The 962-nt window shown below is 46.4% G+C and carries 2 protein-coding genes; both read right to left on the bottom strand.

Going from position 1 to position 962, the window contains the following annotated elements; genetic code table 11:
- Positions 1 to 81 precede the first annotated feature (81 nt).
- A complete protein-coding gene (locus tag REG_RS08355; protein ID WP_006705236.1) occupies positions 82 to 393 on the bottom strand; it encodes a BrnA antitoxin family protein in 312 nt (103 codons plus the stop codon).
- Complete coding sequence (locus REG_RS08360) at positions 371 to 670, bottom strand: BrnT family toxin (RefSeq protein WP_006705237.1); 300 nt, start codon at positions 668 to 670, stop codon at positions 371 to 373. Before REG_RS08360 ends, REG_RS08355 begins: the two co-directional genes overlap by 23 nt.
- Positions 671 to 962: the final 292 nt, after the last annotated feature.

A 962-nucleotide genomic window follows, 5' to 3' on the forward strand; every position in this document is an offset into this window, starting at 1 on the left:
CACGCCGTCCGCTACTGGGGTTGACTGATAAGGATATTGAAAGGATCACTGATATGGCGTTGATGTATTTGGTGGGTTAACTTATTTGTGATGCAGAGAACGCATCATTGCTTCACGCAAGATAGTGTTGATACGAGTCTGATAGCCTTTACCTTGACTTCTGAGCCATGCAATTACATCCGAATCAACCCGCACTGTCGTAGAAGTTTTAGTGGGCTTGTAAAATGGATTTTGCACAGCATTTTTCCAAAATACATCGTCCAGTGGCGGAATATCGCTGTAGTCAATGGATTCATCCGGCATTGTTTTCAGTGTTTTTAGCTCTGCCTGCTGTTTTGTTGTCAGCGTAGGTAGTTTGTTCAGATCGATTTTATAGTGAACGGTTTTGCTCATAGCGTTTTCTCTCTTTAGATTCGGCACGACGAGCCGAAATGATACGAATTACTTCGACGTTGTCTTCGTTTTCTCTGATGGTATGCGCCACCAGAACCAGTAAATAGCCCTCGACAAGTCCCAAAGTTTGCCAGCGGTGTTCCCCGTTTTCGATGCGATCTTGCTCAACCAGCGCGAACGGGTCAGCAAAAGCACGGACAGCCGTTTCGAAACTTAGGCGGTGCTTCTTGATGTTGCTTTCCGCCTTCGTCTCATCCCATTCAAATATTATTTTCATACATTTATGCTACTACATTTTTGTTGAGTTACAAAGGATCGTTTCAGAAAAAGAAAATGATTATTTTGCTCATCCCCCCAAATCGTAAAATCCGCCTTAAGTAGCTGTCCCAACTCCCCACACAACGCTGCTCACATGCTCCCGCGCCCGATAGGCGGCACACTGAGGGCATGAAAACCTTCAATCACGCAGACTATCAACGCCGCCTGGCAAATTTGATCCGCATTGGCACGGTACCCCCAGGCAAGTCGAGATCATCACAGAAGCCGCCTGCCTTGATCGTCATCGCCTT

The sequence above is a fragment of the Candidatus Regiella insecticola LSR1 genome, assembly GCF_000143625.1.
Taxonomy (GTDB): Bacteria; Pseudomonadota; Gammaproteobacteria; order Enterobacterales; family Enterobacteriaceae; genus Regiella; species Regiella insecticola.